The following is a 26,660-nucleotide window of genomic DNA, read 5'->3' on the forward strand; positions in this document are numbered from 1 at the left end:
AACTCACTCACCTTCCAGGCTTTTTACCCGCAAATCATCACCTTCACTGATGCGCAGCCGTTCACTGCCGCAGTGCGGACAGCATCCGGCGTGCTGCATGATTTCGGCCTCACGGCTGCAATCCCAGCACCATGCCTGTGCCGGGATAACATCAATATGCAGTGTGCAGCCCTGCGCCACGGTATCACGGCAGGCGATATCAAAACAGAAATGCAGTGCACTCTCCTCAACATCCGCCAGTGCGCCGACTTCCAGCCAGACATCCGTTACCCGCGCAATGCCGTGCTGTTCAGCCTGTTCGCGGATAATGTCCGCCGCACCGAGGGCTTTACTAAGCTTGCCCCTTCCGCCGTTGTCATAATCGGTTATGGCATCGCATTTTATTTTCTTTCTCTGGTTCTGAAATCCATCCCTGTCGGTGTTGCTTATGCAGTCTGGTCGGGACTCGGCGTCGTCATAATTACAGCCATTGCCTGGTTGCTTCATGGGCAAAAGCTTGATGCGTGGGGCTTTGTAGGTATGGGGCTCATAATTGCTGCCTTTTTGCTCGCCCGATCCCCATCGTGGAAGTCGCTGCGGAGGCCGACGCCATGGTGACGGTGTTCGGCATTCTGAATCTCACCGAGGACTCCTTCTTCGATGAGAGCCGGCGGCTAGACCCCGCCGGCGCTGTCACCGCGGCGATCGAAATGCTGCGAGTCGGATCAGACGTCGTGGATGTCGGACCGGCCGCCAGCCATCCGGACGCGAGGCCTGTATCGCCGGCCGATGAGATCAGACGTATTGCGCCGCTCTTAGACGCCCTGTCCGATCAGATGCACCGTGTTTCAATCGACAGCTTCCAACCGGAAACCCAGCGCTATGCGCTCAAGCGCGGCGTGGGCTACCTGAACGATATCCAAGGATTTCCTGACCCTGCGCTCTATCCCGATATTGCTGAGGCGGACTGCAGGCTGGTGGTTATGCACTCAGCGCAGCGGGATGGCATCGCCACCCGCACCGGTCACCTTCGACCCGAAGACGCGCTCGACGAGATTGTGCGGTTCTTCGAGGCGCGGGTTTCCGCCTTGCGACGGAGCGGGGTCGCTGCCGACCGGCTCATCCTCGATCCGGGGATGGGATTTTTCTTGAGCCCCGCACCGGAAACATCGCTGCACGTGCTGTCGAACCTTCAAAAGCTGAAGTCGGCGTTGGGGCTTCCGCTATTGGTCTCGGTGTCGCGGAAATCCTTCTTGGGCGCCACCGTTGGCCTTCCTGTAAAGGATCTGGGTCCAGCGAGCCTTGCGGCGGAACTTCACGCGATCGGCAATGGCGCTGACTACGTCCGCACCCACGCGCCTGGAGATCTGCGAAGCGCAATCACCTTCTCGGAAACCCTCGCGAAATTTCGCAGTCGCGACGCCAGAGACCGAGGGTTAGATCATGCCTAGCATTCACCTTCCGGCCGCCCGCTAGCGGACCCTGGTCAGGTTCCGCGAAGGTGGGCGCAGACATGCTGGGCTCGTCAGGATCAAACTGCACTATGAGGCGGCGGTTCATACCGCGCCAGGGGAGCGAATGGACAGCGAGGAGCCTCCGAACGTTCGGGTCGCCTGCTCGGGTGATATCGACGAGGTTGTGCGGCTGATGCACGACGCTGCGGCGTGGATGTCCGCCAAGGGAACGCCCGCCTGGGACGTCGCGCGGATCGACCGGACATTCGCGGAGACCTTCGTCCTGAGATCCGAGCTCCTAGTCGCGAGTTGCAGCGACGGCATCGTCGGCTGTTGCACCTTGTCGGCCGAGGATCCCGAGTTCTGGCCCGACGCCCTCAAGGGGGAGGCCGCATATCTGCACAAGCTCGCGGTGCGACGGACACATGCGGGCCGGGGTGTCAGCTCCGCGCTGATCGAGGCTTGCCGCCATGCCGCGCGAACGCAGGGGTGCGCCAAGCTGCGGCTCGACTGCCACCCGAACCTGCGTGGCCTATACGAGCGGCTCGGATTCACCCACGTCGACACTTTCAATCCCGGCTGGGATCCAACCTTCATCGCAGAACGCCTAGAACTCGAAATCTAACGTCCGTTCGGGGGCACTGTTGCAAATAGTCGGTGGTGATAAACTTATCATCCCCTTTTGCTGATGGAGCTGCACATGAACCCATTCAAAGGCCGGCATTTTCAGCGTGACATCATTCTGTGGGCCGTACGCTGGTACTGCAAATACGGCATCAGTTACCGTGAGCTGCAGGAGATGCTGGCTGAACGCGGAGTGAATGTCGATCACTCCACGATTTACCGCTGGGTTCAGCGTTATGCGCCTGAAATGGAAAAACGGCTGCGCTGGTACTGGCGTAACCCTTCCGATCTTTGCCCGTGGCACATGGATGAAACCTACGTGAAGGTCAATGGCCGCTGGGCGTATCTGTACCGGGCCGTCGACAGCCGGGGCCGCACTGTCGATTTTTATCTCTCCTCCCGTCGTAACAGCAAAGCTGCATACCGGTTTCTGGGTAAAATCCTCAACAACGTGAAGAAGTGGCAGATCCCGCGATTCATCAACACGGATAAAGCGCCCGCCTATGGTCGCGCGCTTGCTCTGCTCAAACGCGAAGGCCGGTGCCCGTCTGACGTTGAACACCGACAGATTAAGTACCGGAACAACGTGATTGAATGCGATCATGGCAAACTGAAACGGATAATCGGCGCCACGCTGGGATTTAAATCCATGAAGACGGCTTACGCCACCATCAAAGGTATTGAGGTGATGCGTGCACTACGCAAAGGCCAGGCCTCAGCATTTTATTATGGTGATCCCCTGGGCGAAATGCGCCTGGTAAGCAGAGTTTTTGAAATGTAAGGCCTTTGAATAAGACAAAAGGCTGCCTCATCGCTAACTTTGCAACAGTGCCCGAGCCCCTGCAGGCAGGAGAGCGCGGTCAGATAGTGGCTGTGCAAGTGGACGATCGCCTTGCAGGCCGGGTTGTGCAAATAGACCGCCCGGTGAAAAGTGACCTCTTTCGACGGTTTGTCGCCGGAGATCCATTCCCCTTGCAGCGTCACCACCGACAACCGCTGAGCCTGCAGTTCGCCGAGGCAGGCGCCGGTCGGCGTCGCCAGCAGGTTGCCGTCCGGCAGCAGCAGCGACAGATTGCCAGCGGAGCCGGTGGCATAGCCGCGGCTAAACAACGAGGCGCCAATCTGCACCATTTCCTCTCGCAGTTGTTGCTCAGTCATGACGAAACTCCTGCTGGGCACGGGCAAAGAACTGGATATCGCCGAAGTTACCTGACTTCAGCGCCAGGGAGAGCGGCTGGCGGGTGTCACGCACCCAGGGCACGCCAGGGGAGATGGTCGGCCCAATATGGAACGCCTCAACCCCCAGGGTCTGCGCCACAATGCTCGACGTTTCCCCTCCGGCCACAATAAAGCGGGTAAATCCGTTCGCCTTCAGGGCGGCGGCAAGAGCGGCAAACAGCTGTTCCACCCGTTCGCTGCTGGCCTTGTCGCCATACTGCGCCTGGATCCGCTGCAGCGTTTGCGGCTCGGTGGTGGCATAGATCATCGGCGCCAGCGGCGCATCGCGCTGCGCGTCCACCCAGTCAGTCAGCGTCCTGACGTAGCTCTCCAGATCGGTAAAGCAGGCGCTTAAGTCGACGGCGCGGGCGGGGGCCTGTTGACGATAGGCCGCCACCTGGCTGTTGGTCATCACCGAGCAGGAGCCCGAGAGCACCACCGCCGGACCGGCCAGCGGCATGCCGGCCTGAGCGCTTTCCCCCCTGGCGCCATGGCGCTGCGCCCAGTCGCGGGCGAGGCCGATGGCGAGGCCGGAACCGCCGGAGACCAGCTTCATCTCCCGCAGCGCCACGCCCTGGGTGAGCAGATCCTGTTCGCTGAGGGCGTCGAGCACCACATAGCGCACCGCCGGATCGTTGACTGCCGCCAGCGCGGCGGCGACCGGGCGACAATCGGCCAGGCAATCAGCGCGGCTTTTCCGCGCCCTTGGCGCTCAATTAAGCGGCCCAGGTGCGCATCCTCCATCGGCGTCACCGGATGGTGGCGCATCCCGGACTCATTCAGCAGTTGCTCGCCGACGAACAGATATCCCTGATAGACCGTGCGGCCGTTAACCGGCAGCGCCGGGGAAATCACCGTCCGCGTCTCACCCAGCTCGGCCAGCAGGGCATCCAGCACCGGGCCAATGTTGCCCTGCGCGGTGCTGTCGAAAGTGGAACAGTACTTGAAATAAAACTGCTGACAGCCCTGGGCCTGCAGCCAGCGCAGGGCCGCCAGCGACTGGCTGACGGCCATTTCCGCCGGGCAGGAGCGGGTTTTCAGGCTGATGACCACCGCCTCGCTGGTCAGCGGAATATCGCGGGTCGGCACGCCATTCAGTTGCACCGTCGGCATGCCGTTGCGCACGAGGAAGCTGGCAATATCCGTGGCGCCGGTGAAGTCATCGGCAATGACACCAAGCTGCATGTTGTCTCTCCTCACTGTTTATGGCCCGGCAGGGTGATGCCGTTGAAAATCTTGATCACCGCGCTGTCATCTTCCCGACCGAATCCGGCATTACTGGCGGAGGTGAACATATTCAGCGCGGTGGTAGCGAGCGGCAGCGGGAAGGTCAGCGCCCGGGCAGTGTCATTCACCAGCCCGAGATCTTTGACAAAAATATCGACAGCGGATTTTGGCGAGTAATCGCCATCCAGGACGTGCTGCATGCGATTCTCAAACATCCAGGAATTACCCGCCGCGTGGGTGACCACGTCATACATCGTCTCCAGTGGGATCCCGGCGCGGGCGGCAAGCGCCATCGCTTCGGCGGCAACGGCGATGTGCACCCCGGCCAGCAGCTGATGGATAATTTTTACCGTCGAGCCAAGACCAATGTCGCTCCCGATGCGGTAGACTTTGCCGGCCACGGCGTCCAGCACCGGCGCGAGTCGGGCAAAGGCGGCATCGCTCCCGGAGGCCATCACCGTCATGTCGCCGGCGGCCGCTTTCACGGCGCCGCCCGATACCGGCGCGTCGAGCATCAATAGCTGGTACTCCGCCAGCGCCTCGGCAATGGCCTGAGCATCGGCGGAGGCGATGGTGGACGACACCATCACGACGGTGCCCGGCTTCAGATGGGCGGCGAGGCCGCTCTCGCCGAACAGGATCCCCCGCACCTGGGCGGCATTGACCACCAGCAGCACAACTGCATCCAGTTCCGCGGCGAACGGCACCGCGCTGGGGCCCGCGCCTTTGGCGCCCGCCGCCAGCAGTGCGCGACAGTTGTCGGGATTGATGTCAACGCCCCAGGTGTTCAGGCCCGCCTGCAGGCAGGCGCGGGCGGCGCCCATGCCCATTGAACCCAGTCCAATCACGCAGACGTTAGTGTGTGCAGCCATGCTGGTCTCCTTGTGAACATTAGTTAATTAATGTGATTTAATGATAGAATAAAGCGTTATCATGTGAATTTATGTGAGAGTTATCACGAATAACCCACATGAATATAAAAAATTCACAGGCGGAAAGAGGCTGCACAGCGGCGATTCTTGCCCTAAAATAGCGTAAAAAACAGCGGCAAAGCGCGATAACAACACCGGGTGTCGCCAGGGCCGTAGCCTGGGTGGTGACGCCTGGTGTGAAAAAATGGTAAGGGGAGAGCGGTGATTCCAATAGAACGACATCAGCGTATTTTAGCCCTGGTGGAGCAGCGTGGGGCGGTAAGCATTAACGAGCTGACGGAGATCCTCGGCGTGTCCCATATGACCATCCGTCGGGACGTCAGTAAACTGGAGGAGCAGGGGCTGCTGGTCAGCGTCTCGGGCGGCGTACGCGCCGTCAGCCGGCTGGCCGCGGAACCCAGTCATCTGGTGAAAAGCACGCTGCAGAGTGAGGAGAAACAGGCGATCGGCGCGCTGGCGGCGAGTCATATCGCTAAAAACAGTTGCATCTATCTGGATGCCGGGACTACCACCCTGGCGCTGGCGCGGGCGATCCTCGACCGGAACGATCTCCAGGTGGTCACCAATGATTTTGAGATAACCCAGCTGCTGATCGATGCCAGCCAGTGCGGCGTGATCCACACCGGCGGCACTCTGTGCCGGGAGAACCGCTCCTGCGTGGGCGAATCGGCGGCGCGTACGTTACGCCACCTGGCTATCGATACGGCCTTTATCTCCGCCAGCGGCTGGGACAGTCGCGGGATATTCACCCCTGATGAGAACAAGGTTACCGTCAAGGAGACCGTCAGCCAGGTCAGCGCGAGAAGCATCCTGCTGTGCGACAGTTCGAAATACAATCAGGTGGCCACGTTTATGGCGTTACCTTTGACCCGGTTCACCACCATCATTACCGACCGGCATCTTTCCGATGCCGCCGCCAGTCATATCGCCCGGCACGCCTGCGAGGTGCTGCGGGCCGGATAACGCGCGCGGCCACCGCCGGCTTAGCGTTGCCAGTGCTCGATCAGCGCCGCGCCGATCCCGGCGATTTGCTGATTTCGCTCGGCCATGCTCGCCGGCGTATCCCGCAGATAAATCACCACAATGCGCTCTGCTTTGTTATTCGGGCCAAGCAGGGCGACAATCCCGCGCGCACCCCGCTTGCTAGCTCCGGTCTTATCGGCGATAAACCAGCCCGCCGGCAGCACGGAGCGGATCAACGGTCCGGCGACCCGATCGTCCACCATCCACTGCAGCAGCTGCCGTTGCGAACGGGCGCTCAGACGCTGGCTGGTCAGCAGCTTGCGCAGGGTCGCGGCCATGCTGGCCGGGGTAGTGGTGTCGCGGGCGTCGCCGGGAAGCGCCTCATTCAGTTCCGTTTCCCAGCGGTCAAGGCGGGTGACGTTGTCGCCGATCTGGCGCAAAAAGGCAGTCAATCCTGCGGGGCCGCCGACGGTGGCCAGCAGCAGATTGGCGGCGCTGTTATCGCTCATGGTAATGGCGGCGGCGCAGAGTTCGCCGACCGTCATGCCGTCGGCAAGGTGTTTTTCGCTGACCGGCGAGTAGTCCACCAGATCCTGCTGGCGATAGTGGATCTTTCGCTCCAGCTGTTCGTCACCGGCATCCACCCGCGCCAGCACTGCGCCGCAGAGCACTACTTTAAAGGTGCTCATCATGGGAAAGCGTTCATCGGCGCGCCAGGCGGTCAGCGTGCGGCCGCTGGCCAGATCCATTTCTATCATGCCTACGCGGCCCGACAGCTGGCTTTCGCTTTGTTTAATTTGCTCAAGCGGCTGCGGGCTGGCGTGTACCGCCAGCGGCAGGGTGGCTAACAGGGAGATAATACACAGGCGAATATAACGCATAACCACAATACATCCTTGAGTGAAGGCCGATAAAGGCGAGTAAAGAAGCGACAAATAAGAATAACCCGGCGTTGGCACTGTTGCAAATAGTCGGTGGTGATAAACTTATCATCCCCTTTTGCTGATGGAGCTGCACATGAACCCATTCAAAGGCCGGCATTTTCAGCGTGACATCATTCTGTGGGCCGTACGCTGGTACTGCAAATACGGCATCAGTTACCGTGAGCTGCAGGAGATGCTGGCTGAACGCGGAGTGAATGTCGATCACTCCACGATTTACCGCTGGGTTCAGCGTTATGCGCCTGAAATGGAAAAACGGCTGCGCTGGTACTGGCGTAACCCTTCCGATCTTTGCCCGTGGCACATGGATGAAACCTACGTGAAGGTCAATGGCCGCTGGGCGTATCTGTACCGGGCCGTCGACAGCCGGGGCCGCACTGTCGATTTTTATCTCTCCTCCCGTCGTAACAGCAAAGCTGCATACCGGTTTCTGGGTAAAATCCTCAACAACGTGAAGAAGTGGCAGATCCCGCGATTCATCAACACGGATAAAGCGCCCGCCTATGGTCGCGCGCTTGCTCTGCTCAAACGCGAAGGCCGGTGCCCGTCTGACGTTGAACACCGACAGATTAAGTACCGGAACAACGTGATTGAATGCGATCATGGCAAACTGAAACGGATAATCGGCGCCACGCTGGGATTTAAATCCATGAAGACGGCTTACGCCACCATCAAAGGTATTGAGGTGATGCGTGCACTACGCAAAGGCCAGGCCTCAGCATTTTATTATGGTGATCCCCTGGGCGAAATGCGCCTGGTAAGCAGAGTTTTTGAAATGTAAGGCCTTTGAATAAGACAAAAGGCTGCCTCATCGCTAACTTTGCAACAGTGCCTTAGTTAGTATGTTTTTTACTAATGCCCCTTCCGGGACAGTATAGATACGGTATGGATATGCTAAAGCCGTGTGACAAAAACATATTAAAATAACAATTAATGTTTGTTTCATAGATTATCCTCATTCAAAAATAAAAGATATAACTCTTGAAAATCGTGGTTAGTAATTAGGTCCGCTTTTCCGGGAAAATCGTAACTAACAGAAAATAAAAGCGAAAGCGAATCTTTTCCTTTTGCTTTGGGAGAGATTCTGCTAAAAGCACGGTTAATAAACATAAGTTGATCTTCATTGTTGAAGCAAAGTCCAAGCATTCCAACCGTAGGAACTACGAATGTGCTTACGCTGCCTGGGGGCAAAAGTTGCTTACTACGGGCATTGTAAGCACAACGACTACCACCTAGCGTTAGGCCTGAAAGCTCAATAAAACTTCTGGTTCCATTCTTGGCGACAAGCCAAACATCAGTTCCTGAACTTTCGACACGTAAAGTAACTTTTCCGTCAGTAAAGGCCTCACTTTTATTGTATAGAATAGGGTCAAAACCAACTGTCGGGAGTTCTTCGATTTTACTTTCTACTGACTGACAACCAGTCAGTAATGCAAACAATAAAAGTGTGATAACTTTAATCATCCCGCTTCCTTAGATTGTTTTTGGCGCTCGTTATAAAAGATAATGATTCACCGGGGTAGAGAATTGTTTCTTTCGTCCAATAACCATAACCACCGAGGATATTTTTTCTTTTCTCAATATAAACGGGTTCAGAAAATACTAAATGTTGATATTTAGGAAGAGATAAGATTTCATATTTTCCTTGTCCAACTAAGAGGTAATTCTTCTCTTTAGGATTGATGGTTACTGGATTACCAACACTTTGAGGTATGTTAAGTTTTTTTATATTTAGGTCAGAATAGTCAGGAACGGACACTTGATCATTAGACGTATTTCCGGGAAGAGTAAACCCTTTACCCTGATCCGGTCCAAAGATGGCAATTATATCTTTGTTGTTTCTTGTGATCGAAACGATAGCCTGAAGGGGCGTATTAGCAAGGTCATTTATAAACGATATAGTTAGACTTGATTTTGGCTCGACCCAAACAATGCTTTTTCCGGATGTGCCTTCGCTTAATGCAATTTTTTCATTTAGTAAGATTTTATTTTTGGCAATGATATTATACTCAAGTTTTGGTATCACAATAAAAAGTGATTCTTTATTTGAAACATTCATGATTTCTAAGAAATTGGTTTTGGTCATGCTGGTCTTTAGAACAGGCCTATATTTACCATTTATAAACCACCTTCCGTTTATAAGCTCCGCTTTAGCAGATATAAGTGAATCACTTTTCTGTGCGGCAGAAGAAAAAGCATCTTTTCTATGCTCTTTCTCTTGATGTGGTGCAGCTGCTGCGTGAAGATGCAAAAGTAATGTTGAAATTGAGATAATCTTCCAATTTATCTTCATCTTGTTACCTCAATGTTGTTTTCAATCGAATCGAGTTCTAAAGGATAGGTTTTAAGTGAATAAAACTTGTTTGTTGTTTGTATTAGCTGATGACACAATAAAACTGGATTGTTCTTCATGATTATTTCTACTAATGTAAGTGCTGGTGAGTCAGTTTGCGGTATACCCGGAGCAACTATTACCTGGTCTTCTAATTTTGACATATAGAGTGATCCAGTATTTATATGCAAACAATTACCGATCAGTACTGGAAGATTGTTTTGAGTACGACCATGGGCTTTTCGAATGCTGTTTACAGGATTCCTACCTAGGACCATAAGGTTGACGTCATTTATCATCATTGGTATTACGGCATGGTCCATACCGAATAGAAACTGGCTCTGAAAAATATTCACATTGGCATAGTTGAATGCTTGAAGCGCATTATAAGTATCAGTGAATGATGTGCGGATAGGGGCGTAATCAGAAGGGCAAACCCCAATTTTTATATCGCCTTTTAGTAAAATCTGCATCATCGTACCAAGCTGGGTATTAAGAAGTTTTTTTACCTCTTCCTCTAAATAGTAACGATTCACAGCTTTATGCCACTTTCCGCCCATTACACACCATCTCTCATTGAGGTATGTGCTGGGGTAAAATGTTCTCCGGTCTTTGTTTAATGGTAACAATTTTTTTAACATTTCTTCTCCGGCTCCGGCAGCTGAGAAATGCCTCACAAAACGTCCATCGAAAAAGCCACTGTTTATCGCCTTCATCAATTCTATGGGTTCCGGCCCATAGTCAAACAAATTTCCAGTAGAGAAAATTACTATCTCTTCTTCTGGCTTTGTAACTGATTGGATCAAGTTGCACAGCGCAGAGTAATGTCCATGAGGATCTGCCAGAAAGAAAATCCTTCCGGAGAAGTTTGTAAGGTCTATAGTTTGGACGTGCTCAGCTGCCATAAATTCCTCTACGTATGTTTACATCGATGATACGGTATTTCGAACTATGATTTTTTTACAAAAAGGCGTCATTTTGGATTCTAAGCCTAAGGACCTTTGTTACTTACAGGTAAAGGCCCCAGTCCTGGCTCTCAAACAGTTCATACTTAGGATGCAAAGTAACTTTCTGATTATAATTGGCTCCTTTATAAACATGGTTAATACATGAATACAGGAAATTTAACGGTAAGGTATTTAAAATGGAAGGATGCTGAAATAACATAGACTTACGTATTTTTTTAATAGTGTTAATGTTGATAATAGGTCACCATTAATGTATAAAGTTAATATCTAATATGGTCCTATTAATAAAAGAGAGTTTTTATGGCTGAACTATTAAAATCTGAAAGTCCTGTTTCACCATCAGTGCAGGATATCACTGAAGCTTTAAAAATCGTTGTCGATGATGGAAGTAAAGCTGCAAAACTGGTTTGTCTTAATGAAAGAAACGAATTAGTTCCCTTGCTTACACAAAATAGTTTTGTTCCAGATTTCCGTGTTCGCCATGAGGGTCTCAATCCTTTTAACTATCTTATTGATGGGCTGGAAAGGTTTTCGCATCACAGCGAATCTAGTAACTCACTGGAATCGACTGATGTATCTCACCAATACGATGAAATTAGCCGGTTAAATGTTCACCATGCACTTCATGCTTCTGGTTTAGTTCCTCAGGATGTTCACCTCTTTGTTACTTTACCACTTAGCCAGTTCTATACTGCTTTAGGGGAAACGAATATTGAAAATATTCAGAGAAAAAAAGATAATCTGATGAAACCAGTAGAGCGTTATCTTGACGGTAAACGCTATTCTTTTAACGTTTTGTCTGTGACTGTTTTCCCTGAATCTTTACCAGCTGTGACCCGGGCAGATGAAATTGAGGATATTGCTTCATTTGAATCAAGTTTGGTAATTGATCTTGGTGGTACTACTCTTGATGTTGCAAGTATTACTGGGCAATTAGAACAGATTTCGAAAGTAAAAGGTTTTGACCGTATTGGTTGTTCTATTGTTTACGATGAGATCAGCAGGTATCTTGAATCTGAGAAACTGAATACGAGTAATGCTTACATTCATCATCTTGTTGATAATCGTCATGATAAATCAGCTTTGAAGGTTGCAGAGGACAAGCGTGACGGTGTTTTTGATGCGGTAAACTCTGCGGTACAGAAGTTGCAAAGTAAAGTAATCAGAGCGGTTACACAAGTCGAAGAGAGGCCTCATAATGTTTTCCTTGTTGGGGGAGGTTCATATCTCATCGAAACAGCTATTCGTAAACATTTTGAAACGGCTAAAGTTATCATGGTAGACAATCCGCAGTTCGCATTATCTTTGGCAATTGCTGATACTATTTATTCAGAATAATGAGCTAGAACATGGCTAAATACCCTATCTCAAATAAGGCAGATAACGACCGGATTCAGATCCGGTCTTTCTGGATATCCGAAAGAAAAGCACCCTATGTTTATAGTTTCTTGAAAAAAACAGAACTTTGTCATAGGGGTGACCAACTGGATTTAATTAGGTCGGCTATTAGTACCGGGTTGGTATTAAATAATTTATTTCCTGACTTGGCAAATTTTATAAATGGTTTAAACGAAAGATTAACACTTGCAGATCTTAATAGGTTTCTGAATGATGGAAATACTATAGATACTGAACCTAAGCCTCCTATTAATGTATTGCTAGAGAATGTCTTAGATCAAAAGTTTAAGGAGTATTTAACACCTCTACAATTAGATAATTCAAAGCAGGATTCTGTTTCTGTAAAAGAAACCTTCCTTGTACAAAAGGAACATGCCTGCTTTGGTGTGAAGATTGAAAATGAGGGAAGCGATACCTCTATACCATCTGAAAGCCCACTTTCTTCAGGTGCATCCAAAATTTCAAAAGAAAAGTCCATTTCCTCTGTGGTGCCAGTGCTAGAAAAAGTATCGGATGAAAATCAAACCGCCTCCATAAGCATAAAATCTAAAGCTAAGGCAAACAAGCGACTAGCGACTTTGGCAAGATAGGGCTTTGTTGAATAAATCAGATTTCGGGTAAGTCTCCCCCGTAGCGGGTTGTGTTTTCAGGCAATACGCACGCTTTCAGGCATACCTGCTTTCGTCATTTTGTTCAGCGCTCGTACCAGGGCCATAGCCTCCGCAACCTGACCATCGTAGTCACGCAGCGTCAGTGAACCCCCGAACAGCTGTTTTACCCGGTACATCGCCGTTTCCGCTATCGAGCGACGATTGTAATCTGTTGTCCATTTCCACCGCGCATTACTCCCGGTCATTCGCTGATTAGCCACTGCACGGTTACGGTCTGCATATTCACCGGGCCAGTAACCCGCACCTTTTCGGGGAGGGATAAGCGCGCTGATTTTCTTACGCCGCAGTTCATCGTGACATAGCCGGGTATCGTAAGCGCCATCGGCGGCGGCTGACCTGATTTTCCGGTGGGTTTGCCGGATTAACCCGGGGAAGGCCTCTGAGTCCGTAACGTTGTTCAGCGACAGGTCTGCACAGATGATTTCATGTGTGTTGCTGTCAACTGCCAGATGCAACTTTCGCCATATACGACGGCGTTCCTGGCCATGCTTTTTGACTTTCCACTCGCCTTCACCGAAGACCTTCAGCCCGGTGGAATCAATTACCAGGTGTGCGATTTCACCCCGGGTGGGCGTTTTGAAACTGACATTAACCGACTTTGCCCGCCTGCTGACACAGCTGTAATCCGGGCAGCGTAGCGGAACGTTCATCAGAGAAAAAATGGAATCAATAAAGCCCTGCGCAGCGCGCAGGGTCAGCCTGAATACGCGTTTAATGACCAGCACAGTCGTGATGGCAAGGTCAGAATAGCGCTGAGGTCTGCCTCGTGAAGAAGGTGTTGCTGACTCATACCAGGCCTGAATAGCTTCATCATCCAGCCAGAAAGTTATGGAGCCACGGTTGATGAGGGCTTTATTGTAGGTGGGCCAGTTGGTGATTTTGAACTTTTGCTTTGCCACGGAACGGTCTGCGTTGTCGGGAAGATGCGTGATCTGATCCTTCAACTCAGCAAAAGTTCGATTTATTCAACAAAGCCGCAAGATAGGTGAGAGACAGTACAATCGACTTCTGAGTTCAACTTGTCTTACCAGGAAAGCCAGCATACTTGCTGGCCTTTTTTTTGTTATAATAAACTCAGGCTTCAGCTGAATCTGTAAAATTACTGTTAATGAAACGGTATTTTAGGTTAATTTGGATGCTGTTACAGGAAGTGCGGATTTTTCCTAAATTTGTAAAAAACCTAAGAATTATCTTAATAAATCTGGTACTTAATTATTATTTTACGTAAAAAGTCTTTGTGGTTTAATGGTTATGTAAGGATTTTTTGATACCCTTATACCCGATGGACCTAAGGTCACTGACAACGATGTTCATGTAGAATCTTCGTTTCTGTAATCCCTTTTGTCCTTGTCCCAAATGATTGATTATTATAATAAAGGCTGATCGAATGCTATCTCGCAACTCACTAATACATGGTTTACGCCGAGACCAGTTAATCGGAGTTCTGACTATTTCAGAGTTTCCGGTAGTTATGGTAGAAAGCCACTTCATTCAGTCTGAGGTTATGGGAATAAAACCCGTAATTTTTAATATTGATGAGCTTCTTGTTTCTATATCCCCAATTTCCTCTCTTAAGTTCGATTGGGAGTGGGCCCCAGTTGATACAATACTCATTGAAGTTATCATTCCACCTGTAGAGTCAGACCTTGTAAGTGCAGAAAATGACTTCCTCCGTGATTCTGGTATTGGCCATATCCAGTGCGAGCCTGGCGGAGCATCAATACGACGTACAGTTACCTTCGTTGGTGGAATAACCGCTGATAACTTACTGTATCAGTTGAGGCTTATGTGCGTAAGCGCGTTAAAACTTTTAGGAGAGGAACTGGGGGATGAAGTCTAAGATTAGATATGTTTTATCTGGTTTTGTTGTGTTATGTGCATTTGCTGGAGTTTATAAAATCCTAAACAATGTTCCGGTTAAACCTGACCTTTTGGACTTCACTGGAAACACATTTAAAAAGACATCACTCTTCCTGCCATGTGATAAAAGCTCGCCTTCTTTAAACATTAAAATTGCTGATAACGAGAAAATCGTGATCAACGGCATCGCTTCAAAAGTAACTTTTGTTGAAAAGGCTGACCCCGTCAAAAGCCCTGGTTTTTGTGATGATCTTGATCTAAACAATTCTCGCCTTGTACATACGGCATCTTACAGCCTGGTGATTTCTGAAACCAAAACAGGATTTACACTATCAAATTTCAAGCATCTTGCCGATGATGAATCATTAGGCGGTATGTGGTTTTATCAAAAGTGACTTTTTATATGGCAACTTCAGACTTCGCTCTTAAAAACCATAATGTTAAAGCATTTGGTCAGGATGCAGCCCTTGTCATTGAGATGAACAATGAAGATGTTAGCTCATCAAAACCTTCACCTTTTTCAAATGAGATTGATAATTATTATCTTACATTGCACGTCGCTCCAAGGAACGCAAAAAAAGATTATGACTGGGGCTCAAACCGTTCTGTACTTCTAAAATTGTCGACGAATGAAGTTATGCAGATGGCATCTGTATTTCTTAGAATCATGCATACTTTAAAGATTGATAAGAGGAAAACCTCACATCATGGCCACGTCGTATACAAAAATATAAGCGTTACCCCAAACGAGAGGGGCGGTTTGTTGTTATCCGCAGGGATAGTTCCAGTCGATAAAGATGGCTTAAAACCCTTCATGCACATGGTCCCCGTCTCACAAATGGATTGCGTTAAAATTGGCCTCTACATACTTGGATATCTTGCTCAAAAAACGCCCTGGGTAAGCTCCGAGTCTATAATTACCGCGCTTCGCTTATCTGAAGCCAAGAATTCAAAATAGCGCATTAACATACGGAATATACGGAAAAATACAGGTTTTTTTAAATGTTATACGAACGGATATTTCTGTTTTTCATCGTAAAGTGAGTTTAATTTTGCTCAGAAAAACAGGTATTCGTCATGAGAAAATCAGGTTTAGGTTTAGCCCTGTTGTTTTCTTTAATTGCTCCGATTAAAGCGGTCTATGCTGAAGCGATTATGATTTCAGGAAAGCTACAGGCTGATTTGCCAGCCGTATCCTTTGACCCGGGGCCGGGCGACTTTGTTGCATACGTTAATTCTAACACTATCACTGCCTCAGGTGCAGGCACAGCCTGTAATGTAACGGTTGATGATCGAGCGACTTCCTCTGTTGATAACCTCGTTTGTTTTTTCGAGTGGTTACCCAATACCTTGGGATTAACTTCTAACGGCTTCACTCTTTCAGGCGTTCCCAACACCACCGGTGATTTAAAACTACCTTACAAGATTTCTTACTTCTCTGGTTCTGAACGGAAAAAAGTTGAAATAGTAAAAGGTGAATATTCAATCAAAAGTGTGGCACCGGTAAAACCAACTATCACCGGTCTTAAATCATCCCTGAACGGATTAGTCTATGACGGCTTTTCTTTCAAATCGTATTTAAAGGATGAAGCGATCAAAGATATCGCTGTTTCTGTTGAACCCCGCAATTATATTCAATACATCTCAATAGGTTCAGGCTCCGCCTGTGAAGTACCTATTGGCGGAACTTCCTGTACCATTGAAGTTGGAAGCATTAAGGCCAGTGATACAGATGAACTTTTGGGTTCACGTGATATCACAATTACAGCAAACTCTAAGAATAATTATTTCGCACCTCCTGAATCCAAAAAGCTTGTTGTTAACTGGGATTATCGGCCTCCTGTAGTAGACCATACACTTTGGAATTTTACCGATGAGGCTAAAACAATCAAAGTAGGTGGCCAGGACATCTATACCGGAGCCAAAACCGTTGCTGTGGCCGTTAAGGTACCCCAGCAAGAAACAGAAGGTGAATGGTGGCTCCCAACAGCTATGTCGCTCACTATGACTCCGGATGGCGTGTTTAAGCCGACGACTAAAGTGACTTTAGATGATGGCACTGAGATTGATTTCAAACAGTCCTGGGCAACCCCTTTACGTAGAACTTTACAGCCGGTAAGTGGACCTCAAAAAGTCGGTGATGAGTACCTCTATATCTTTGACTTAACGGATCTTATAAACGGGTCCTACGCAGCGACTTTTACAGTAGAAAATACGAGCAAAAACTCTTCTACGTACACTGAGCCTGAAAGCAAACTGATGCTGTCTGATAACCCAACGCTTATGGTTCTCAAAGATGGGCAGGTATTAACTAAACGAGCACCCGTATACTTCCTGAACGAGATTATCGTTGCAGCTTTCCAGGGGCAGGCTGGGGTTGCTGACATAAAATCAGTAACAATAGACAACAAAGTAGTTTCGTTAACACCTACAAATTATAAAGGTATTTACTACCTGCCGGTTGGAGACGATTTAGCAGTTAATTCGGATCACGAGATTACTGTGGTGGCTGAAAACCTTTATGGAAAAAACGTAAATTTCAGTACCGTGTTCACTTATCAACCTACTGGATTCACTCTTAAGAATCTGGAAAAAAACGTAACTCTTTACTCGCGCGTACGTCAGTATACGGACCTGCTTAGTCAAACAGCTGGTGATAAATGCACTCTGTTTACCACAGAGGAAAATGCGAATGCTTACCTCGCCTGGTATGGGGAAAAATCAGATGTTACAGCATGCTACCCTCAGTGGAACAATGTCCCTGATGGGTTGGAGTTCTATTTTAAAGGACGTACCCCGGGTCTAACTGGATTCTTTAATAAAACAGGTGAGAATCTGCTCGACTATCAAGTCTATATGATTAACGGGAAGGGCTCTAAAGCGGTTTCCGCAAGGAATCGCCGTACTCTGACCACACAATTACCATACAACCCGATCATCTCTTACAAAAAGAATAAAGTCATAGCAGGCATCAATCCGAACACTGCTCTGGCTTATACGACCGGGGGGGAGGCCGCTCGAATATTAGCGAAGGTGGTACCAGCTGACGTTACGATGATCGTCTCTCAAAACGGCTCTGAGGCTGTCAAAACGTCATTTAAAAATCGTTCCTCAAACAACGATGCAACGACCTTTGTACAAAGGGTCAAGGTTGCTGCTGCACCATTGTGGACAAAGAACGTCTTTGACATAGCTGTAGAATACTCAAAGGATCCAGAATTAAGAACTACAGACACCCTCAACGTATATACGGTGCCTGATTTCAATATTCGAGCATCGATGGAAGTGGATGACAAAAAAACAGCCACATCTCTTGAAGTGCCCTTAAAGGTAACAGTGGGGCGTTATAACAACTCCACACGTAAAAGTGCATTTGACCGTAAAACAATGGGAGAATGGGACGTCACGATATACTCTCAAAAAAGTGTATACGGCAAAGATCCAGAAACAGGCCGTTATAAAACTACATACGAAAGAACTGCGCTGACTGAAGCATTGCCGGTCAATGATGCGGGCATTGTCGAAACCAAGATTAAAATTGAAAATATGGATCTGGGTAATATGCGTCTGGTTGGTGTGGCTAAGGTCAGATCGCCATTCTCTGATTTTGAAATGAAACGTGAGACCAGTGCTGTAGGCATTCGAATCTATAAAGGTGAGGAACTGGAGGGTAACCTGTCGAAAAGCCTTATTATCGGAAGGATCCCACTTAGTACTCTGGTAAGCTTCAAATCTGCCAGTACGGCTAACTCTGATGCACTCGCCCCCACCGAATGGCAGCAGTCCTCTGATAATGGTCAAACCTGGACCATGCTTTCCGACATGACCGGAAAGAGAAGTGTAAGTATCAAAAAGACAGAAGTAGGAAAGTGGCTTTATAGGGCAAAAATGACTAATAAATTCACATCCAAGATTTCCTACACAGATGCCTTAACGGTAGTTACCTACAAGCAGCCTAAGCTCAGTATAGATGTTACAGACATTCTTCAGGGCTCAGATATACCTGTAACCCTGCTTGATAACGATGAACCTATACCAGCAGGCACCGCTGAGGTTCTCTGGTCAGAGGATAAAGTCAACTGGGTGCAGGGAGATACAACTTACACTGTGGCTTCAGCTGATACCCTACCGTCTACGATTTATGCCCGGATGCGTTACCTTGATTCCGATGAACTGGCAGAGGAGTCTTCATGGAAGGAAACGTCTGCTCGGTTGGCAGCCGCAAAACCCAAGCGCCTTTCTGTCTCGGTAACGGGGGTTTCAAAGGTAGAGGTTGGTCAAAAAGTTACTTTGGAAGGTAAGTTCACGAACCCTAACAGTAAGTACCAGAATGGTAATAACGTAGTTGAAGAATGGAAAACACCGGATGGCCAGACATTTAAGGGCTCTTCACTGTCTGTTACCCTTACTGAGCAAATGTTGGATAAACAGGGATATGCTGCTTTTGAATACAGTGCATGGTTAGCGGACAATAAGGAGAATACGGTTTCTACCCGTAGAGTTTCTGTCAAATCGTGGGTTTATAAATTTCCCGAGATGAAAATAAGCTCCAAACTTAAATACGACATGGCACCGACCACCCTACGCGTTGCGTTGAGCGGTATTAAGGATGGAGACTATCCTGGTGTTACTTATTCCCGTGAATGGATCTACGACAAAGAGAATCTGGTAATCACTAAAGATGAAGGTGACACCAAAGAATTTACAATTGAAAATCCTGGCAAATATACATTGATGGTTGTTTTCAAAGATAACCGAAACAATGAACAGCGTATCGAAAATACCTTTGTTGTCGATGAACAAACGCCAATGAACGTTGAGATGACACCCAAGTTCTCTAACAAATATATGAGAGCTCCACTCGATGTAACCTTAAGGTCAAACATCAAGCTATCTCATTCGGCGGACTCGATAGATACGGTCACATACAAGGTGAACGGTGAAGTAATACCCAGCGGCAAAAATTATTGGGCTCAACTGATCTCGGGTTTAAAAGAAAAGAAATACGAGATTACAATTGATGTTGTTAGTAAACTTGGACAGAGAGGTTCAGCATCTGTTGAGTTTGATGTCGTTAAAAACGCAGTGCCTAATTGTACATTGAGCTACACGGAAACCAACCTAAGCTGGAGCTTTACCAATAAATGTGATGATACTGATGGAAAAATGGTTAGATATGAATGGTTCATCAACGGCGAATTAAGGAACGTTTTCGGTAGTACGGCTACACTTTCTAAAAACCTTAACCGTGGTAAGCAGGACATAAAAGTAATTGCTTATGATGATAGTGGAGACTTTGCAACACAGCACGTGACAGTTTTCGGACCGGCTGAAGAGGCAAGTAAGTCTGAAAACACTGTATCAATACCAAGCAGTGAGTAGTTAATTTTTAAATATAAAGCCGGGACATTATGTCCCGGCTTTTTTATACCCAATAATTGGACCTTTGAAAAATTAATGTCGGAAAGTAACTTTGCTCCAAAGGCATCTTTCATGGCCGCTAACAAAGCTGCGTATACATGCTGAGGAATTAACATTCTTATAGGTGAATATTAGGTTGGTTTGCAGACTTCCGAGCGTTGAAAAACATGGATAATAATTACTTGGATAGAGGTGCATCTGCCTAGTAAAAATATTCTTCAGTGCCAGTGAGAAAAATATGAGCGACTACATACCTAAAAAGAGAGGGCTGCTTATACTGGATTGGTATGTCCCCCTTAATATTTTATTGCTGATTCTCGTTATGTGTGTCTTTTTCACCCGTTATACATTTGGATACGGTTTATTGAATGGGTGCCTGCCTGCTGATTTTTATATGATTGATCATTCGGATAAAAGTATTAAAACTGGTGAACTCATAGCATTTAACATGCCGAAATCGGTACGTTTTATCCCAGAAAATGAACGAGTCATAAAAATTGTTGCCGGTGTGGGCGGTGACAAACTTAAAGTAACAATGGATGGGGTTTATAACGGGGACAAATTTTTTGAAGCTAATGCACGTCGTATTTCGAAGAAATACAATATTCCGTCCATTTTGATTGAAAAAGAATTGATAATTCCTGAAGGCGAAGTTTTCCTAATTGGGCAAACCGATCACTCATGGGATTCCCGTTTTTGGGGAACAGTAAAGCTGAATTCAGTAATTGGGAAAACATATGCGATCTTTTAATGTAAATAAAAAATATTTACCAATACTTCCTGGACTTGCGTTATGTGCAGTTTTAAGTAATACAAATGCAAGCACTGAGTATCAACATGATGCTGACCTAATCGCTCAGCAAGCAAAAGGGCTTGGGGCACAGGCTAAAGGTGCACAGCAGCCAGATGGGGCTCTTAGCCTTGATGCTACGCTAAAATCACCAGATGTGCAGAAGTACATAGCGCAAGCTGAAGCACTCCAAAAAAACCAGGACCTGAGCAAGCAAATAAACCGTGGTTACGTCCCCGGTATGAATGCGGATAGTGTTCAAGCAGTTATAGACCATACCCAGGCTATCAGGGCCCAAAGTAATAACTCTGAAGCTGTCAACGATATAATTAGAAGACGTGATGAAATTCAAGAAAACGCCAGCCTTAATGAAGCGGCTCTGAAAGCTGTGGAAAATAAGCCGGAAGTCATGCGAGGACAATCTAAAAATATCGAAAAATTGTTTGGTTCCTCGGGCATCACAGCTGCTGACTTCGAAAGAAAAATGGATAGCACACGTGAAGAAGCACTATCAACTGAAAATGGAATAACGATCTTTGCTTCATTTAGCTTGCCGGATTATGTACTGGAAGACCTTCTACGTACGGCCTCAGAGCATAAAGCTCGTGTAGTTTTCAATGGTCTAAAGAAAGGAACTACTCGGCTACCAGAGACACAGGCAGCAATAAACCAAATGATTGTCAAAGGAAAATTTGAATCTCCTTTGATTACAATTGATCCTGATAGCTTCAGTCAGTATCAAGTAACTCAAGTACCGACAATTATTTCTAGGGAGCAAGCTCGTTTTGCAAAAATGGTAGGCTCCTTCAACGTTGAGTTTTTTCAGCGAGAACTTGCTAAAAAACCCGATCAGGATATTTTCCCGGTTGCTGGTACCACTTATCCCGTTGAAGAAAAGAGCATCATTAAAGAACTGGAAGAACGTGCACAAAAATATGACTGGGAAGGTGCAAAAAAAAGGGCCGTTTCTGACACATGGAAAAATCAATGGATGGTCGACCTCCCTCCTGCCCAGGAACACAAAGAATTTTTAATTGACCCTACAGTGAGGGTCACTCAGGACGTAAAAGATAAGCAGGGCCGTGTAATAGCTTCCGCCGGTGAGTTGATTAATCCACTTTCGAGATTTCCTCAAAACCTGACGATGATAATTTTCGATCCACTCAATCCGGGCCAGCTGGTATGGGCTGAGCAGCAGTATCGACAACGTCTGGGTAGTGGAAAAGTAATGCCAATGTTTACCCGTATCCAAAAAGATAATGGATGGGATCACCTAAATGATTTACGTGAAAAATTTAACGGTAAGGTGTTTAAAGTTAACGAACAGATCATCTCACGCTTTCAGATTAAAAACACACCTGCGCTTATAACTACTGACCAAGATAAATTCCGGATCACCCTGTTTAGCGAGGCAGAAGTCCGTGGTATCGGAGCCCCAAATCTTTCAGAGGAAAAATAAGATGAAACTCGGATTTATTATAGGCGCTCTCTTTGCAACATGGCTGACGCTAAATTATCCGGACCAGATGAGAAGTTATTTTACCAAAGCCGTCGACTATATCGAAAGTGTTGCAACATTTATTACATCCAAGTGAGCATGATGGTGAAAAAATTCAAAAAGTTACTTTTAGAGTTCATTGTAGCAGTTATGCTTTCGCTTTCTATACCGGGTATGGCTATGGCAGCAGATGCTGGAGTCCCTGGGGCTATGTGTCAGTCAGCTGGAGTGTGGCAGGGCTTGATTAAGAATATCTGTTGGAGCTGCATTTTTCCCATGAGGATAATGGGCATAGGGGCAGCTCCAGAAGGCGCTGCTCCTTCACGTCCGGGTTGCTACTGCACAGATCAGAACGGCGTACCGGAAATAGGTTGGCAATTGAGCTTCTTTCAGCCGGTGAAGATTGTAGAAGTTGTAAAGAGCCCCTGGTGCAGCCCCTTTCTTGAAGGCACGATGCTTCAAAAATCGCAGTTTGATATTGGTAAAAGCAACACAAATCAGCCAATGACAGCAACTGAAGCCGGATTTTACGATGTTCATCTTTGGGAGTTCCCAATCATGACAATGCTCAAATTACTGATTATTGGCGAGTGCACTGCTGAACCCTATATAGATGCCAGCCTGACCTATATAAGCGAAGTGGACCCTATGTGGGAAAGTGATCTGCTTACACTCGTCCTGAATCCAGAGGCAGTAGTTTTTGCAAACCCAATTGCCTCAATGGTGTGCGCTGCTGACTGTGTAGCAGTAACAGCAGGAAAGGATAATCTCGCTGCATACTTTTGTGCCGGATGCGATGGCAACCTTTATCCATTAACCGGCCACATTTACGCAAATGATGACGCTGTAAGGACGAGTTCACTGATAACCCAGCGTCTTCTGACTAAACTACATCGCCAGGGAATGCTGATGCGAACGATGGGAGCAGACGCAATGTGTGAGAAAACGTGGGAATACTTTACACCTCGTTCCCAGTATCGGCTTTCAATGCTTTTCCCAACTCCTGAGGCGAAAGGGCCGGATTGCTGTCATCGTCTTGGTGATTCGGTACATGACTGGTCAACCCTTAAAGGTGGGCGCAAAAAAATAGGCAATGATAATTATGTCTATATGTTGTGGCGTTACAATGACTGTTGCGTCAGATATATACCAGGCGCTTGATTTCTAAGGGTAAAAATAATGAAACTTAGAAAAACGATAGCTTCAACTATTATTGCATCAATGATTGCCAATACTATGAGTTGGGCTTTTTATATCTCTCTCATAAATATGGTAATGACTCCTCGTATTTATGCGGCAGACGCTATATTTGACCAGCTCGAAAGTAACTTTAATCTTGCTAATCCTAACGCAAATCGCAATGCGACAACCAGTGCTCAGGACATTGTTGAGAAGTACAAGAATGCGGATTCAGGCGAGAATGTCAGTGGGAAGATCACCGAGAAATACGTGGGTAAAGCCGAATCCGCTAATCTTAATCTCGGAAAGTATGGGGCAGGGAACTCAAATGAAAGTGTCATGAAAAATGCCGCATCCGATGGAAAGTCCATTGGTAGCGCCGTACAACTGCCGAGTATGTCTGGAGGGACAATCAATTCAAACTATACCAAGGAAGGGGCAAAGCTGCTCTCTCGGGATGCTAATGGCAACATTGGTATAAGCAGTAATCCCAATACTACTCCTGGAACCAAAACAAATACCGGAGAGATTTTCAGCTCAGAGCAAAAGCACAGCGATATTAAGTTCAATGCCGCAGATCGTTATGGGGATGAGGATGGCTTTGTAAACGATATAAAGAATCGGAAAAGCCAGTTATTTGATGCTCAAAGTTATGATGGCGTTGCCTACCGCACCCTCGTAAATGCTAACAAGGACAACCCGGCATCATCTATAAAGCCTAACGATCCCATGTTTACTGCGGGGAGAAATGAGATAACAAATGCTGTTGCTGGTACTGGAAACTGGCTTCAGAACTGTAATGTTGAGACCTCTAAAAAAACAGTAACCACACACTATCCTGATTACAAAGAGTTCTACTGTAACTCGCCTAAGCAAGATAACTTCAGCAGCTGCACGATAACCCGTGATTTTTCAGTCCCTGTTTACATTTCAGGCGGAAACGGAGACATGTCGATGTGCGGCGATAATTGTGTGCGTATATGGTTTGGTCGCCGTGATGACAACTACTGGAGTGACGGGGTATATGATAACGAACTGACATTAAAATTCCATCCGGATGCAAAATTGGCCTCAGCAAAGATTGTTAACGCGGAGTGGGATGACCACATGCGGGTAACACTTGATGGCACGCAGATTTTTGCTCACATAGATGGTGCATATCGAGAAAGTGACTATCCGGCTCCTAAGGGATCTTGGGAGTTAAAAAAATCGTGGAAACTCGACAAGGTTTACGATGTGACTGATAAGGTCAGAAAATCGGTGTATGAGGAGCCTGATCGAGAAGTGACAATGGCATCCAGAGTATGGGTTGGTGGGAAGGGTGAAGGGTATTTTGAGGTTGAGCTGACTTTTGAAAATATGAAGCTCGAAGATAAGCACGTCCAGGAACCAGCTGGTTGTTACGATGCTGTACAAGCTCCGAATACATTCTGCCGTTTCGATCGGTTTAAAGATATGGATGTTGGCACAAAACGGCTTCCGGAAAGCGTGCTTTCATTGGCAAAGCCTCTGTATGAAGGTGATAAAGGATTTCTTACCTGGAAGACAAACCTTGAAGGCTACTTTTGTGATCCATTGGCCAAAGACAAAATTTGCTCTTATGACGCTAGTGGAAAAATTATGAAAGACGCTAATGGAAAGGACCTCTGTTACAACTATGAAGAAATAAAGAGTATGCCTGATGCATGTAGTGCTTATAAAAATGATGCAGCATGTGTACTCGATAAACAAACATGTGCAGAGGGTTGGTTCGATGAGGGCACTAACAGTTGCTACATGTATGAACAGAAATACACCTGTGACAGAGGGAAGGATGTAGTTCGGGAGGTTGAATCTTCTACAAATGCCTGTGTTGGCATGATCCCATGTTCAGGTGGAACATGCGAAACTGGGCCAAAGGAAGAGAACAACGATTTTGGAAAAGTTGCGGCTTATTCAAACATGGTTCAGTACATGCAGGGCGAAGCCAAATGCGAAGACCCTAACGATGCCAATTCATGTTCCGTCTTTGAAGGAAAACCTGAATGGTGTGGTCGTTCAGTAGGCTTTGTAAATGGCCTGGCAAAGACGGACTGCTGCGAAGCACCACAGGGAACCGCAGGAGCACTTGAAGGTATCATGCTTGCCGGATCTATGATCAGAAACACAAACTGGACCAGAGTTAATGCTCAGCTAATAAAATGGACCGGCGGTGATACAGGTACATGGGCTTCTATGTCTAATGCGGTCGGAGAGTGGACTGCATCAGCTGGTAAAACAGTAGGGCAAATGTGGAACAACGTCACGAGCTCCTTAACGAGCGTATATGAAAACGTCGCTGGTAATCTAAGCAGGGCAGTTGGGTCTTCCGCAACTTCTGGAGGGGCAGGAGGTGCTGGCCAGTTGGCACAGGAAACAATGTCCAGCTTCGGTATAGGTCAGCTTAAGCAGATGGCAATGAAGAAAGCCTACGAATTGCTACCAGATACAGTTCGTGACTTTGTCTTTAAGAACGTTGCTACTACCGGAGGAGAGGTTGTCTTCTCGGCTGCGGTTCAAAACTTTATGCTTGCATTAAACGTGATCGGTTGGATTTATACAGCCTATCAGGTCACTAAAATGCTTTTAGAAATGTTGGTAGCATGCGACCAGAAAGAGATGGAAGCTTCTATTCATAAGAATCAAAAATCCTGTTTTACATTAGATACGGAACGATGCGTCAAATATCTGAATGTTGGTTTCACAAAGAAATGCGTTAAAAAAGCAACAGACATGTGCTGTTATAATTCCATGTTGTCACGCGTTATTATGCAACAAGCTTATCCGCAATTAGGAATAGACCCTGTCGCCTCTAATTGCGTGGGGCTATCAATAAAGCAAATACAGCAACTGGATTTCGATAAAATTGATCTGACGGAGTGGATTAATGATGCAGTTCAGGTAGGAGAAGTTCCTGATCAATATTCAAAATTCTCCGAAGAATCAATTGTGGAAAACTTACCATTCCAGAATGAGAACTATCAACTTCCATCAGAACGTACCAAGGAAGCAATGGGCGGTGAAGAAAATATGATAAAGGCCAGACAAGAAAATGCTCAGGCTATAAAAGAGGAAAATGTAGATTGTAGCTATTTACCTCGACCGGCCATATGTGAGGTAGGTTCAACTACGCTGGATCCGGTTACGGGCAAGCAGTTGCCGAAATATTGAAGAAGGGGCCGTTAGG

The 26,660-nt window shown here is 47.3% G+C and carries 23 protein-coding genes and 2 pseudogenes; 16 read left to right on the forward strand and 9 right to left on the reverse strand.

The genetic code is table 11. The features are described 5' to 3' along the window. Nucleotides 1-3: 3 nt before the first annotated feature. Nucleotides 4-369, reverse strand: coding sequence for a hydrogenase maturation nickel metallochaperone HypA (gene hypA, locus O1722_RS24110; RefSeq protein ID WP_025999322.1), 366 nt, complete (start codon nucleotides 367-369; stop codon nucleotides 4-6). On the opposite strand from hypA, the gene O1722_RS24115 reads away from it, so the two are divergent. The 4 genes from O1722_RS24115 (at nucleotide 262) to O1722_RS24130 (ending at nucleotide 2,838) form a co-directional block, all read left to right on the forward strand. Then, nucleotides 262-597: a DMT family transporter gene (locus tag O1722_RS24115; RefSeq protein ID WP_052238321.1), complete on the forward strand. Its 336-nt coding sequence runs from the start codon at nucleotides 262-264 to the stop codon at nucleotides 595-597. The two genes, hypA and O1722_RS24115, sit on opposite strands and share 108 nt — an antisense overlap. Next, a complete protein-coding gene (sul1, locus tag O1722_RS24120) occupies nucleotides 591-1,430 on the forward strand; it encodes a sulfonamide-resistant dihydropteroate synthase Sul1 (protein WP_000259031.1) in 840 nt (279 codons plus the stop codon). The genes O1722_RS24115 and sul1 overlap by 7 nt, the downstream gene beginning before the upstream one ends. Before the next feature lie 127 nt (nucleotides 1,431-1,557). Continuing rightward, nucleotides 1,558-2,058, forward strand: a complete 501-nt coding sequence (locus O1722_RS24125) for a GNAT family N-acetyltransferase (RefSeq protein WP_000376623.1) — start codon at nucleotides 1,558-1,560, stop codon at nucleotides 2,056-2,058. Between the two features lie 75 nt (nucleotides 2,059-2,133). After that, nucleotides 2,134-2,838 (forward strand): IS6-like element IS26 family transposase, encoded by a 705-nt coding sequence (locus O1722_RS24130; protein WP_001067855.1) that lies wholly within the window; start codon nucleotides 2,134-2,136, stop codon nucleotides 2,836-2,838. A 41-nt stretch (nucleotides 2,839-2,879) separates the two neighbouring features. Here O1722_RS24130 and O1722_RS24135 read toward each other — a convergent pair. From O1722_RS24135 to ltnD, 3 genes and pseudogenes are all read right to left on the reverse strand, one after another. Continuing rightward, nucleotides 2,880-3,215, reverse strand: a pseudogene (locus tag O1722_RS24135) (class II aldolase/adducin family protein); the annotation flags it as partial. Next, nucleotides 3,208-4,460: pseudogene (otnK, locus tag O1722_RS24140) on the reverse strand (3-oxo-tetronate kinase). The pseudogenes otnK and O1722_RS24135, both read right to left, overlap by 8 nt. Nucleotides 4,461-4,471: 11 nt before the next feature. Beyond that, a complete protein-coding gene (gene ltnD, locus O1722_RS24145) occupies nucleotides 4,472-5,374 on the reverse strand; it encodes an L-threonate dehydrogenase (RefSeq protein ID WP_002903955.1) in 903 nt (300 codons plus the stop codon). A 261-nt stretch (nucleotides 5,375-5,635) separates the two neighbouring features. On the opposite strand from ltnD, the gene O1722_RS24150 reads away from it, so the two are divergent. Continuing rightward, a complete protein-coding gene (locus O1722_RS24150) occupies nucleotides 5,636-6,397 on the forward strand; it encodes a DeoR/GlpR family DNA-binding transcription regulator (RefSeq protein ID WP_002210513.1) in 762 nt (253 codons plus the stop codon). Nucleotides 6,398-6,417: 20 nt separating this feature from the next. Here the strand turns inward: O1722_RS24150 and O1722_RS24155 are convergent, their stop codons facing one another. Further along, nucleotides 6,418-7,278 (reverse strand): extended-spectrum class A beta-lactamase SHV-12, encoded by an 861-nt coding sequence (locus tag O1722_RS24155; protein ID WP_002904004.1) that lies wholly within the window; start codon nucleotides 7,276-7,278, stop codon nucleotides 6,418-6,420. Nucleotides 7,279-7,414: 136 nt separating this feature from the next. Between O1722_RS24155 and O1722_RS24160 the strand changes: the two genes are divergently transcribed. After that, nucleotides 7,415-8,119, forward strand: coding sequence for an IS6-like element IS26 family transposase (locus O1722_RS24160; RefSeq protein WP_001067855.1), 705 nt, complete (start codon nucleotides 7,415-7,417; stop codon nucleotides 8,117-8,119). A gap of 161 nt (nucleotides 8,120-8,280) precedes the next feature. Here O1722_RS24160 and O1722_RS24165 read toward each other — a convergent pair whose 3' ends face one another. From O1722_RS24165 to O1722_RS24175, 3 genes are read right to left on the reverse strand one after another with little or no spacing between them, the layout of a single operon-like run. Beyond that, complete coding sequence (locus O1722_RS24165) at nucleotides 8,281-8,802, reverse strand: hypothetical protein (RefSeq protein ID WP_000598517.1); 522 nt, start codon at nucleotides 8,800-8,802, stop codon at nucleotides 8,281-8,283. Next, the gene (locus O1722_RS24170) at nucleotides 8,795-9,631 is read right to left on the reverse strand and encodes a hypothetical protein (RefSeq protein ID WP_000700976.1); all 837 of its coding nucleotides are present in this window, start codon (nucleotides 9,629-9,631) and stop codon (nucleotides 8,795-8,797) included. Before O1722_RS24170 ends, O1722_RS24165 begins: the two co-directional genes overlap by 8 nt. Further along, nucleotides 9,628-10,575, reverse strand: a complete 948-nt coding sequence (locus O1722_RS24175) for a metallophosphoesterase (RefSeq protein WP_000718595.1) — start codon at nucleotides 10,573-10,575, stop codon at nucleotides 9,628-9,630. Before O1722_RS24175 ends, O1722_RS24170 begins: the two co-directional genes overlap by 4 nt. Before the next feature lie 363 nt (nucleotides 10,576-10,938). On the opposite strand from O1722_RS24175, the gene parM reads away from it, so the two are divergent. Further along, nucleotides 10,939-11,976, forward strand: a complete 1,038-nt coding sequence (gene parM / locus O1722_RS24180; protein WP_000818954.1) for a plasmid segregation protein ParM domain-containing protein — start codon at nucleotides 10,939-10,941, stop codon at nucleotides 11,974-11,976. An 11-nt stretch (nucleotides 11,977-11,987) separates the two neighbouring features. Next, the gene (locus O1722_RS24185) at nucleotides 11,988-12,626 is read left to right on the forward strand and encodes a hypothetical protein (protein WP_012695436.1); all 639 of its coding nucleotides are present in this window, start codon (nucleotides 11,988-11,990) and stop codon (nucleotides 12,624-12,626) included. 56 nt (nucleotides 12,627-12,682) lie between these two features. Here the strand turns inward: O1722_RS24185 and O1722_RS24190 are convergent, their stop codons facing one another. Continuing rightward, nucleotides 12,683-13,651: an IS5-like element IS903B family transposase gene (locus O1722_RS24190; RefSeq protein ID WP_072201439.1), complete on the reverse strand. Its 969-nt coding sequence runs from the start codon at nucleotides 13,649-13,651 to the stop codon at nucleotides 12,683-12,685. 443 nt (nucleotides 13,652-14,094) lie between these two features. Between O1722_RS24190 and hdtA the strand changes: the two genes are divergently transcribed. The 8 genes from hdtA (at nucleotide 14,095) to trhN (ending at nucleotide 26,644) form a co-directional block, all read left to right on the forward strand. Next, complete coding sequence (gene hdtA / locus O1722_RS24195; protein ID WP_000952689.1) at nucleotides 14,095-14,547, forward strand: H transfer determinant A; 453 nt, start codon at nucleotides 14,095-14,097, stop codon at nucleotides 14,545-14,547. Beyond that, on the forward strand, nucleotides 14,537-14,962 hold the full coding sequence (locus tag O1722_RS24200; protein WP_000836981.1) for a hypothetical protein: 426 nt from the start codon (nucleotides 14,537-14,539) through the stop codon (nucleotides 14,960-14,962). The genes hdtA and O1722_RS24200 overlap by 11 nt, the downstream gene beginning before the upstream one ends. An 8-nt stretch (nucleotides 14,963-14,970) precedes the next feature. Then, a complete protein-coding gene (locus O1722_RS24205) occupies nucleotides 14,971-15,525 on the forward strand; it encodes a plasmid transfer protein (RefSeq protein ID WP_000235773.1) in 555 nt (184 codons plus the stop codon). A gap of 119 nt (nucleotides 15,526-15,644) precedes the next feature. Next, nucleotides 15,645-19,949 carry an IncHI-type conjugal transfer protein RSP gene (gene rsp, locus O1722_RS24210; protein ID WP_001232109.1) on the forward strand — a complete coding sequence of 1,435 codons (4,305 nt, stop codon included), beginning with the start codon at nucleotides 15,645-15,647 and terminating at the stop codon, nucleotides 19,947-19,949. A 277-nt stretch (nucleotides 19,950-20,226) separates the two neighbouring features. Continuing rightward, entirely contained in the window at nucleotides 20,227-20,739 is a 513-nt protein-coding gene (gene trhF / locus O1722_RS24215) for an IncHI-type conjugal transfer protein TrhF (RefSeq protein WP_001286760.1), read from the forward strand. After that, entirely contained in the window at nucleotides 20,726-22,237 is a 1,512-nt protein-coding gene (locus tag O1722_RS24220) for a TrbC family F-type conjugative pilus assembly protein (protein ID WP_001256132.1), read from the forward strand. Before trhF ends, O1722_RS24220 begins: the two co-directional genes overlap by 14 nt. A gap of 144 nt (nucleotides 22,238-22,381) precedes the next feature. Further along, nucleotides 22,382-23,437: an IncHI-type conjugal transfer protein TrhU gene (trhU, locus tag O1722_RS24225; protein ID WP_181231580.1), complete on the forward strand. Its 1,056-nt coding sequence runs from the start codon at nucleotides 22,382-22,384 to the stop codon at nucleotides 23,435-23,437. An 18-nt stretch (nucleotides 23,438-23,455) separates the two neighbouring features. Beyond that, the gene (gene trhN, locus O1722_RS24230; RefSeq protein WP_000776701.1) at nucleotides 23,456-26,644 is read left to right on the forward strand and encodes an IncHI-type conjugal transfer protein TrhN; all 3,189 of its coding nucleotides are present in this window, start codon (nucleotides 23,456-23,458) and stop codon (nucleotides 26,642-26,644) included. The last annotated feature ends 16 nt before the right edge of the window (nucleotides 26,645-26,660 follow it).

Source organism: Enterobacter cloacae complex sp. HYC003_NIDB (genome assembly GCF_056673375.1).

Excerpts from the sequence above, each read along its gene's own strand:
- O1722_RS24130 (WP_001067855.1), top strand. The coding sequence starts at position 2,134 with ATGAACCCATTCAAAGGCCGGCATTTTCAGCGTGACATCATTCTGTGG.
- O1722_RS24175 (WP_000718595.1), bottom strand. The coding sequence starts at position 10,575 with ATGGCAGCTGAGCACGTCCAAACTATAGACCTTACAAACTTCTCCGGA.
- ltnD (WP_002903955.1), bottom strand. The coding sequence starts at position 5,374 with ATGGCTGCACACACTAACGTCTGCGTGATTGGACTGGGTTCAATGGGC.
- trhN (WP_000776701.1), top strand. The coding sequence starts at position 23,456 with ATGAAACTTAGAAAAACGATAGCTTCAACTATTATTGCATCAATGATT.
- hdtA (WP_000952689.1), top strand. The coding sequence starts at position 14,095 with ATGCTATCTCGCAACTCACTAATACATGGTTTACGCCGAGACCAGTTA.
- O1722_RS24160 (WP_001067855.1), top strand. The coding sequence starts at position 7,415 with ATGAACCCATTCAAAGGCCGGCATTTTCAGCGTGACATCATTCTGTGG.
- O1722_RS24185 (WP_012695436.1), top strand. The coding sequence starts at position 11,988 with ATGGCTAAATACCCTATCTCAAATAAGGCAGATAACGACCGGATTCAG.
- O1722_RS24155 (WP_002904004.1), bottom strand. The coding sequence starts at position 7,278 with ATGCGTTATATTCGCCTGTGTATTATCTCCCTGTTAGCCACCCTGCCG.
- rsp (WP_001232109.1), top strand. The coding sequence starts at position 15,645 with ATGAGAAAATCAGGTTTAGGTTTAGCCCTGTTGTTTTCTTTAATTGCT.
- sul1 (WP_000259031.1), top strand. The coding sequence starts at position 591 with ATGGTGACGGTGTTCGGCATTCTGAATCTCACCGAGGACTCCTTCTTC.
- O1722_RS24165 (WP_000598517.1), bottom strand. The coding sequence starts at position 8,802 with ATGATTAAAGTTATCACACTTTTATTGTTTGCATTACTGACTGGTTGT.
- O1722_RS24125 (WP_000376623.1), top strand. The coding sequence starts at position 1,558 with ATGGACAGCGAGGAGCCTCCGAACGTTCGGGTCGCCTGCTCGGGTGAT.
- O1722_RS24205 (WP_000235773.1), top strand. The coding sequence starts at position 14,971 with ATGGCAACTTCAGACTTCGCTCTTAAAAACCATAATGTTAAAGCATTT.
- parM (WP_000818954.1), top strand. The coding sequence starts at position 10,939 with ATGGCTGAACTATTAAAATCTGAAAGTCCTGTTTCACCATCAGTGCAG.
- trhF (WP_001286760.1), top strand. The coding sequence starts at position 20,227 with ATGAGCGACTACATACCTAAAAAGAGAGGGCTGCTTATACTGGATTGG.
- O1722_RS24220 (WP_001256132.1), top strand. The coding sequence starts at position 20,726 with ATGCGATCTTTTAATGTAAATAAAAAATATTTACCAATACTTCCTGGA.
- O1722_RS24170 (WP_000700976.1), bottom strand. The coding sequence starts at position 9,631 with ATGAAGATAAATTGGAAGATTATCTCAATTTCAACATTACTTTTGCAT.
- O1722_RS24200 (WP_000836981.1), top strand. The coding sequence starts at position 14,537 with ATGAAGTCTAAGATTAGATATGTTTTATCTGGTTTTGTTGTGTTATGT.